At 34.0% G+C, this 583-nt stretch carries 1 pseudogene; it reads right to left on the bottom strand.

What is annotated here, in order from left to right:
• A pseudogene (locus IQR33_RS05130) lies at positions 1-488 on the bottom strand (OmpA family protein); the annotation flags it as partial.
• Between the last annotated feature and the right edge of the window lie 95 nt (positions 489-583).

Raw genomic sequence — 583 nt, 5'->3', positions numbered from 1 at the left:
GACAGCGTCACCCAACTACCCGAAGCAATTGAATCCATGAATTCTTCAGCGCCTTTATTAAAGATGAAACGCTGAGACGGCTTAGTAAATTCAAGGGAACCAAATTCTTTTCTATAAAGCTCATCACCCCAAGGAGCATTTTGAGTTGTTAAAGCAATCGTTTTCCATTTATTGTTTTCATATTCCATATCGGAAATAAAATAGAATTTATTATTAGGTTCCGCTAGGAAATAAAACTTCCCATAGTCTTTATTTGATTGCAACAAGTTGCATTTGAATTTATTTCCCTCATATGTCCATTTAGAGAGGTCCATAGGGATTGTTAAGACTTCTTCTGAATATGACACTTTTGAAAAAATAAAACTGATAACAATAATTGTGTTACAAATTATCAAACGGACATGATTCATGTATATCTTACATTCCCATGACTTAAACCGTTTAATTAAATATGCCACCAAGCCGAGAGAACTGGCATAGCTAATCATTTTAATTACCTATTCTGAATATTAAAATTGGTTACAAAACGCTCAAGAGAGCACGCTTAGCCTCCAACGGAAGCTTTAAGCATAAAAAACAGTAT

This window comes from Vibrio sp. OPT46 (genome assembly GCF_015163535.1).
GTDB classification, from domain to species: Bacteria; Pseudomonadota; Gammaproteobacteria; order Enterobacterales; family Vibrionaceae; genus Vibrio; species Vibrio alginolyticus.
Note: the sequence above shows the minus strand (reverse complement) of the source record. Positions and strands in the feature narration are given on the sequence as shown.